Here is an 8,101-nt window from a genome sequence, read left to right as displayed (position 1 = left end):
GGTCAGCTCCGGATGGATCGTCGCGCAGTGGTAGCACTCCATGAAGTTCTCGATGATGAGCTTCCAGTTCGCCTTCACGTCGTACGTGATCCGGCACCCCACCGAGAGGTTGTCGATGTCGTACCGCTCGATCGACTCCACGTCACCGAGGCGGGTGACGACCTCACCGATGACGTCCTCCTCGAAGGAGGGCGGGTTCTCCGCGAGGCAGACCCAGACATAGCCGAGCCACTCCCGCACGGCGACACTCACCAGGCCGTACTCGGTCCGGCCGACGTCGGGCATCTTGGTGAGGTTGGGCGCGGCGACCAGCTTGCCGTTCAAGTCGTACGTCCAGGCGTGGTAGGGGCATTGGAAGGCCCGCTTGACCTCGCCGGACTCCTCGGTGCACAGCTTGGCCCCGCGGTGCCGGCAGACGTTGAAGTACGCGCGGATCGAGTTGTCCCGGGCCCGGGTGACGAGGATGCTCTCGCGGCCCACGTCGACGGTGCGGAAGGCACCGGGCTTCGCCAGCTCGGAGGCCCGGGCGACGCAGAACCACATGGTCTCGAATATGTGCTCCTGCTCCTGGGCGAAGAACGCCGGATCGGTGTAGGAGGAGCCGGGAAGAGTGGCGATCAGGCTGTCGGGCAGGCTGGTCGAGGTCACGGGTCACTCCTCGGTGAACGTCGCGGAGGGTCATTCGGACGCCGGGAGCACGACTCCGGACGGCGTTGTACATGGAGCAACGCTGCGTGCTGTGCGCAACCGCAGCATGGGGTGACGCCGGGGTGCTGTCAAGACGCGGGGGCTGCCAGCTGCTTGCGGGCCCGCATGAACAGCCGCGGCTGGTTCATCCCGAGCACGGCGACCGGCCGGCCGTCGCGCCGGTAGACGGCGAGGACATCTCGGTCCTCCGCCCCGCCCGCCTCGACGGTGATGCTGTCGGCCTCGGCCGCGTGGCCGGCGAACTGGATGCGGACGCCGTACTGGTCGGACCAGAAGTACGGCGGCCGGGGCACGCCGGGCTCGACCGCGCCTCCCGCCAGCAGGGTGGCGATGGCGGCTTCCGGGCGCTCGCGCGCGCCGGTCCAGTGCTCCACCCGGCGGTGGTGACCGGCCCTCGGGTCGTACCAGTTGGCGCAGTCGCCGACCGCGACCACCCCGGCCAGGCTGGTGCGGCCGTCCGCACCGCATTTCACGCCGTTGTCGAGGGCGATGCCGGAACCCTCCAGCCACTCGACGCACGGGTGGGCCCCGACGCCGACGACCACGATGTCGGCGGGAACGCTGCGGCCGTCCTCCAGCAGGACGGCGTCGACCCGGTGCTCCCCGCTCAGCCCCTTGACGCCGACACCGCACAACAGCCGCACCCCGTGGTCGGTGTGCAGGCCGGAGACGACGGCGCCCATGGTGGCGCCGAGCGGCCCGGCGAGCGGGGTCGGGGCCGCCTCCACGACGGTCACGTCCAGTCCGAGAGTGTACGCGGTGGAGGCGACCTCGGCGCCGATGAAACCGCCGCCGATCACCACCAGGCGTCCGCCGCGGGCCAGTTCGTCCCGCAGGGCGCGGGCGTCGTCCAGGGTGCGCAGCGTGTGCACCCCGGCGAGCCCCGCGGAGCCGGGCAGGGTGCGCGCCACGGCGCCGGTGGCGATGACGAAGCCATCGGCGCGCACCTCGCGTCCGTCGGCGAGACGGACGGTGCGCGCGGTGTGGTCGAGCCCGGTGGCGCGGGTGCCGAGCAGCCATTCCGCCGCCAGGTCCTCGCCCTCCGCCTCCAGGGCGAGTTCGGCCTCGCCCAGGGTGCCGGACAGGAACTCCTTGGACAGCGGGGGCCTGTCGTAGGGGCGGTGGAGTTCGTCCCCGATGACGACCAGGCGTCCGGCGAAGCCCTGTTTGCGCAGCGAGCGCGCCGCCGACAGGCCGGCGAGGGAGGCGCCGACCACGGCCACGGTCCTCACGCGGGACCGCCGGCGAGGCGGGCCGAGATGCAGGGCGGCAGGTTGGGAGCCTCCATGGAGAGCCGGACGTAGATCATGTCGTCCTCGACGACGACCTCGTGCGTCCGGACCGGCAGCTTCGCCGGCGGGGAGTCGACCGCGCCGGTGCGCAGGTCGAACTTGGAGGCATGCAGCGGGCATTCCACCTCGCAGCCCTCCAACCAGCCGTCGGCGAGCGAGGCGTCCTGGTGGGTACAGGTGTCGTCGATGGCGAAGACCTCGCCGTCGTCGGTGTGGAACACCGACACCGGCGGGTCGATGTCGAGCCGGAAGGCCTCACCTCGCGGAAGATCCGCGAGACGGCACGCGGGAATCATCATGACACCTCGGGTGCGTATAACGAAACGGTTTGCGGTAAGCGCAACATCAGTCTGGAGTCGCCCAGAACCCTTGTCAAGGCATTCACAGGGCCCTGTGAGTCCCGCCAGGCGTTGCGGTATTCAAAACTCGGCTCACATAGAACAACAAAGGCCCGCCTTCTCGGCTCGCGGCAACCGCGGGACGAGGGCGGGCGGATGAGGCCGGGCGGGGCCGTGCGGGCCGGGCGGGGCCGCGGCCGCACAGGGCGGCGCCACGGCCCCGCCGCGCGGCGGGTCCCGTCGCTCTCAGACGGCGGAGGGCGTGGCCCCCTCGTCCTGCCGGGGCTGCTCGCTCTCCGCGCCGGCCGTGGACGTGGCCGGGCCGATGCGAAGTTCGAAGTCCCCGTCGTACTTCTCGTGTCCGGCGATGACGGCCGTCTCGACGGCCTCCTTGCCCATGCGCCCGCGGATGATGAGCGGATCGTGGCGCAGGTCCCGGTTGAGCGCGACGCACAGCCCGATCATCACGAGAGTGAAGGGGGCCGCCGCGAGGATGGTGAGGTTCTGCAGCCCGGTGAGCGCATCGCCCTTGCCGCCGCCGATGAGCAGCATGACGGCGGCGACCGCCCCGGTCAGCACGCCCCAGAACACCACGACGCCCCGGGAGGGTTCGAGGGAGCCCCGCTGGGACAGTGTCCCCATCACGATGGAGGCGGCGTCGGCGCCGGAGACGAAGAAGATGCCGACGAGCACCATCACGACGATGCTCGTCACCGTGGCCAGGGGGTACTGCTGGAGGACGTCGAAGAGCTGACCCTGGGCGGTGGCGGCGTCGTTGAGCCGGCCGGCCTCCTGCAGGTGCATCGCCGAGCCGCCGAAGACGGCGAACCAGAGCAGGCTGACGCTGCTGGGGACCAGGATGACGCCCCCGACGAACTGCCGGATGGTGCGGCCGCGGCTGATGCGCGCGATGAACATCCCGACGAAGGGCGTCCAGGAGATCCACCACGCCCAGTAGAAGACCGTCCAGCCCGCCAGCCAGTCGGCGACACCCTTGCCGCTCGACGCCTCGGTACGGCCCGCCATCTGGGCGAGGTCGCCGAAGAAGGCGCCGACGGAGGTGGGCAGCAGGTCGAGGATGAAGATGGTCGGGCCGACGAGGAACACGAACAGCGCGAGGAGCACCGCCAGCACCATGTTGGTGTTGGACAACCACTGGATGCCCTTCTCGATGCCCGACACCGCCGAGGCGACGAACGCCACGGTCAGCACCGCGATCACGAGGACCAGAAGTCCGGTGCCGACCGACCCCAGCCAGCCGAGCCCCGTGAAGCCGCTGCCGATCTGCAGGGCGCCCAGTCCGAGGGAGGCCGCCGAGCCGAAGAGGGTGGCGAAGATGGCGAGGACGTCGATGGCCCGGCCGGGCCATCCGTTCACCCTCTTCTCACCGAGCAACGGCGTGAACACCGCGCTGATCAGCTGACGGCGGCCGCGCCGGAAGGTGCTGTAGGCGATGGCGAGACCCACGACCGCGTACATCGCCCACGGGTGGAGCGTCCAGTGGAAGAGGGTCGTGGCCATTGCGGTCTCCATGGCCTGGTTGGCGTCGGCCGGGTCGGTGCCCGGCGGCGGCGTGACGAAGTGGGAGAGGGGCTCGCTCACGCCGTAGAACATCAGACCGATGCCCATACCGGCGCTGAACATCATGGCGATCCACGAGACGGTGCGGAACTCGGGCTGCTCCCCCTCCTTGCCGAGGGTGATCCGCCCGTAGCGGCTCATCGCGAGCCAGAGGGCGAAGACCACGAAGCCCGAGGCGGCGAGGACGAAGGCCCAGCCGCCGTTGCGGATCGTCCCGTCCAGCAGCTTCCCCGACGCGCTCTCCAGCGCGTCGGTCGCCGTGGCTCCCCACACGACGAAGGCGAGGGTGAGGGCCGCGGCCACACCGAAGACGACGGGGTCTGTCCGGGGACGCCCGCCGGCCGCGCCGCCTCCCGGTATCTCCTGCTCGGCAGGAGGACCTGCGCTCCCGTTCCGTTCGCGGGCTCTGCTCATCAGCTCGTTCCTTCCACAGACGGCGGTGGGCGCCCCGTCGCGGACGACGGTCGCGCGGCGGGGCGGGGCAAGAAGGAAGACGTGCCGGCCGCCGGGGCGACCGCCACCGGGATCCGACCAAGACCCCGTTGCGGATAATGCACTGGGATTCACTATGAGAAACAACAATCTCGGCGTCCCGGAGACGGTGTCAAGAGGTGCGTCACGACGAGTCGTGGCGAGTCCCCCGACGCGTCAGCCTGCCGACGCGACGCGGCGGCCGTCGTCGACCGACGCCACCGCGAGCAGTCGGCGCGCCTTCAGACAGGTCTCGGCCCATTCCCGGTCGGGGTCGGAGCCCCAGGTGATGCCCGCCCCCGTGCCGAAGCGCAGGCAGGGCCCGCCGGGCGCGGTCCGGTCGATCCAGAAGGTGCGGATGCCCACGGCCAGTTCGCCCGTGCCGCGATCGGCGTCGACCCAGCCGACGCCCCCGCAGTACGGGCCGCGTGGCGCGTTCTCCAGTGCCTCGATGATGCGCAGCGCGCTGGACTTGGGGGCACCTGTGACGGACCCGGGCGGAAAGGTCCCGTCGAGCAGCTCCGGCCATCCGGCGTGCTCGGCGAGCCGGCCGCGCACGGTGGACACCAGGTGCACCAGGCCCGGGTGGTGCTCGACCGCGCACAGCTCGGGGACCGTCACGCTGCCGGTCGCGCAGACGCGCCCCAGGTCGTTGCGGACCAGGTCCACGATCATGACGTTCTCGGCCCGGTCCTTGTCCAGAAGGTCGTCGACGGTACGGCCGGTGCCCTTGATGGGGCCGGACTCCACCGTGCGGCCGGTGCGACGCAGGAACAGTTCGGGCGAGGCGGTGGCGATCTCCACCCCGTGTGCGGGCAGCCGGACCGTGCCGGCGTACGGGGCGGGGTTGCCGTGCGCCAGCAGGGCCGTGAGCGCGTCCACGTCCGCGTGCTCCGGGTCCGGCAGCGGAGCGGACAGGATGCGGCACAGGTTGGTCTGGTAGACCTCTCCGGCCGCGATGTGCGCGCGGACACGGCGGACCCCGGCGGTGTACGCGTCCCGGTCGAGCGAGGAGGTCCACTCGTGCGGGTCCGGTCCGTGCCACGCGCCCGGACGGACCGCGGGGACGGGCGCACGGCGTACGTCCCCGAAGCGCGCGCAGACCAGAGCGCCCTCGAAGTCGGCGACCACGGCCCAGAACCCGCTGGACTCCAGGGCCGCGGGATCGCCGGTCACGTCCCGCAGGTCGGTGGCGACCAGACCGCCGAAGCGGGCCAGCGGGGCGAGGTGCCGCCCTGTTCCCCTCATCGGGCCTCAGGTCCCCGAGGCCGGGCCGCCGGGCACCGGTTCCAGGCGGACGACGATCGACTTCGAGGTGGGGGTGTTGCTGATCGCCGCCGTGGAGTCGAGGGGGACCAGGACATTGGTCTCGGGGAAATAGGCGGCGCAGCAGTCGCGGGGTGTCGGGTAGGGCACCACGCGGAAGGCCGGGGCCCGGCGTTCCACCCCGTCCTCGTACTCGCTGACGATGTCGACTAGGTCGCCGTCGGCAAGACCCCGGTCGGCGAGGTCGTCGGGGTGCACGAAGAGGACCCGGCGGCCCTGGTGGATGCCGCGGTAGCGGTCGTCCAGGCCGTAGACGGTGGTGTTGTACTGGTCGTGGGAGCGGAGCGTCTGGAGCAGCAGCCGGCCCGGCGGCACATGGGGCCGCTCCAGCGGGTTGGCGGTGAAGTTGGCCAGTCCCGTGGCGGTGGTGAACCGGCGTTCGTCACGCGGCGGGTGGGGCAGTGCGAAGCCGCCCGGCCGTCGCACCCGGTGGTTGAAGTCCTGGAAGCCGGGGATCACGCGGGCGATGCGGTCGCGAACGCTGTCGTAGTCCCTCTCGAACTCCTCCCAGGGCACGTGGGAGCTCGCCTCCCCGAGCGCGGCCCGTGCCATCCGGCAGACGATCGCGGGCTCGCTCAGCAGGTGCTCGGAGGCGGGGGCCAGACGCCCCCGGGAGAGGTGCACCATGCCCATGGAGTCCTCGACGGTCACCTGTTGGGGCCCGGCGGGCCGCAGGTCCGCCTCGGTCCGGCCGAGGCAGGGGAGGATGAGCGCCTGCTCCCCGGCGATGACGTGCGAGCGGTTGAGCTTCGTGGAGATCTGCACGGTGAGGCGGCAGTTGCGCAGGGCCCGCTCGGTGAGGTCGGTGTCGGGGGCGGCGGCGACGAAGTTGCCGCCGAGCGCGACGAAGACCCGTACGTCACCGTCACGCATGGCGCGGATGCTCTCGACCGCGTCGTGGCCGTGCCGCCTCGGGGGCGTGAAGGCGAACTCGGTGCCGAGCGCGTCCAGGAACGCGTCGTCCGGCTTCTCGTAGATGCCCATCGTGCGGTCGCCCTGCACGTTGGAGTGGCCGCGCACCGGGCAGAGGCCGGCGCCGGGGCGGCCGATGTTGCCGCGCAGCAGGAGGAAGTTGACGACGTCCCGGATGGTGGGGACCGAGTGCTTGTGCTGGGTGAGGCCCATCGCCCAGCAGACGACGATCTTCTCGGCGCCCCGCACCTCGTCGAACGCGCCCCGGATCTCCTCCTCGGGCAGGCCGGTCGCGGTCAGGATCTCTTGCCAGGGGGCCTTGCGGGCGTGCTCGGCGAATTCCTGGAAGCCGTGGGTGTAGCGCTCGATGAAGGAGGTGTCCAGAGTGGTGCCGGGGGCCTCGTCCTCGGCCTCCAGCAGCATGCGGTTGAAGGCCTGGAACAGCGCCTGGTCCCCGCCCAGTCTGATCTGGAGGAACCGGTCGGTCAGGCGGGTGCCGCCGCCGAGGACGCCGGAGGGCCGCTGGGGGTTCTTGAACCGCAGCAGCCCCGCCTCGGGGAGCGGGTTGACCGCGATGATCCGGGCGCCCCGGCGCTTGGCGGTCTCCAGCGAGGAGAGCATGCGGGGGTGGTTGGTGCCGGGGTTCTGGCCGACCACCAGGATGAGGTCGGCGTCGTGGAGATCCTCCAGGGTGACGCTGCCCTTGCCGATCCCGATGGTCTCCGTCAGCGCCGAACCGCTGGACTCGTGGCACATGTTGGAGCAGTCCGGCAGGTTGTTGGTGCCGAGCATCCGGACGAACAGCTGGTAGAGGAACGCGGCCTCGTTGCTCGCCCGGCCGGAGGTGTAGAAGGCGGCCTGGCCGGGGTGGTCGAGAGCGGCGAGTTCACGGGCGATCACGGCGAACGCGTCGTCCCAAGAGATCGGCCGGTAGCGGTCGTCGCCGGCCGCACGGTACATGGGGTGGGTGAGGCGGCCCTGCTGGCCGAGCCAGTAGTCGCTGGCGGGAAGCAGGTCCTCCAGGGTGTGGCCGGCGAAGAAGTCCGGGGTGACCCGGCGCACGGTGGCCTCCTCGGCGACCGCCTTGGCCCCGTTCTCGCAGAACTCCGCGGCGTGCCGGTGCTCCGGCTCGGGCCAGGCGCAGCCGGGGCAGTCGAAGCCCTCCTTCTGGTTGACGCGCAGGAGGGTGAGCAGGCCCCGGCGGGCCCCCATCTGCTCGCCGGCGTGCCGGAGCGAGGAGGTGACCGCGGGGATGCCGGCGGCGTACTCCTTCGGGGGGCCGACCCGCAGCCGGGCGTCTCCGGGGTCGTCGACAGGTGCGTTGCGAGTCATCTGAGGCGCCACTCCGGGATGTAGGGGAATCAGGCCGTTCCGTCGCCGGGCGTCCCGGCCTCTCACATGAGTTGCGCACTGCACAACAGTGCCGTGATACGCAACACAATCAAGAAAGCGTGATCCCCGTTCCCCTGTCAA

General features: G+C 71.3%; 6 protein-coding genes. All 6 read right to left on the bottom strand.

What is annotated here, in order from left to right:
• Positions 1-648, bottom strand: a 648-nt coding sequence (locus ACIRS4_RS33855) for an aromatic ring-hydroxylating dioxygenase subunit alpha (protein ID WP_404203367.1), incomplete at its 3' end; no start/stop codon positions are given.
• A gap of 128 nt (positions 649-776) precedes the next feature.
• Entirely contained in the window at positions 777-1,940 is a 1,164-nt protein-coding gene (locus ACIRS4_RS33850) for an NAD(P)/FAD-dependent oxidoreductase (protein ID WP_404203365.1), read from the bottom strand.
• A complete protein-coding gene (locus ACIRS4_RS33845; RefSeq protein ID WP_404203363.1) occupies positions 1,937-2,299 on the bottom strand; it encodes a bifunctional 3-phenylpropionate/cinnamic acid dioxygenase ferredoxin subunit in 363 nt (120 codons plus the stop codon). Before ACIRS4_RS33845 ends, ACIRS4_RS33850 begins: the two co-directional genes overlap by 4 nt.
• A 285-nt stretch (positions 2,300-2,584) precedes the next feature.
• Positions 2,585-4,333 carry a BCCT family transporter gene (locus tag ACIRS4_RS33840; RefSeq protein WP_404203361.1) on the bottom strand — a complete coding sequence of 583 codons (1,749 nt, stop codon included), beginning with the start codon at positions 4,331-4,333 and terminating at the stop codon, positions 2,585-2,587.
• Positions 4,334-4,567: 234 nt separating this feature from the next.
• Entirely contained in the window at positions 4,568-5,638 is a 1,071-nt protein-coding gene (locus tag ACIRS4_RS33835; RefSeq protein WP_404203359.1) for a chorismate-binding protein, read from the bottom strand.
• 6 nt (positions 5,639-5,644) lie between these two features.
• Entirely contained in the window at positions 5,645-7,960 is a 2,316-nt protein-coding gene (locus ACIRS4_RS33830; RefSeq protein ID WP_404203356.1) for an FdhF/YdeP family oxidoreductase, read from the bottom strand.
• Positions 7,961-8,101: the final 141 nt, after the last annotated feature.

Source organism: Streptomyces sp. NPDC101166 (assembly GCF_044768125.1).
In the GTDB taxonomy this organism is placed as follows: Bacteria; Actinomycetota; Actinomycetes; order Streptomycetales; family Streptomycetaceae; genus Streptomyces.
This window is presented reverse-complemented; position numbering and strand designations above follow the sequence as displayed.

Bases quoted from the DNA above. Each gene is read 5' to 3' on its own strand.
- ACIRS4_RS33835 (WP_404203359.1), bottom strand. From the start codon at position 5,638: ATGAGGGGAACAGGGCGGCACCTCGCCCCGCTGGCCCGCTTCGGCGGT.
- ACIRS4_RS33845 (WP_404203363.1), bottom strand. From the start codon at position 2,299: ATGATGATTCCCGCGTGCCGTCTCGCGGATCTTCCGCGAGGTGAGGCC.
- ACIRS4_RS33840 (WP_404203361.1), bottom strand. From the start codon at position 4,333: ATGAGCAGAGCCCGCGAACGGAACGGGAGCGCAGGTCCTCCTGCCGAG.
- ACIRS4_RS33830 (WP_404203356.1), bottom strand. From the start codon at position 7,960: ATGACTCGCAACGCACCTGTCGACGACCCCGGAGACGCCCGGCTGCGG.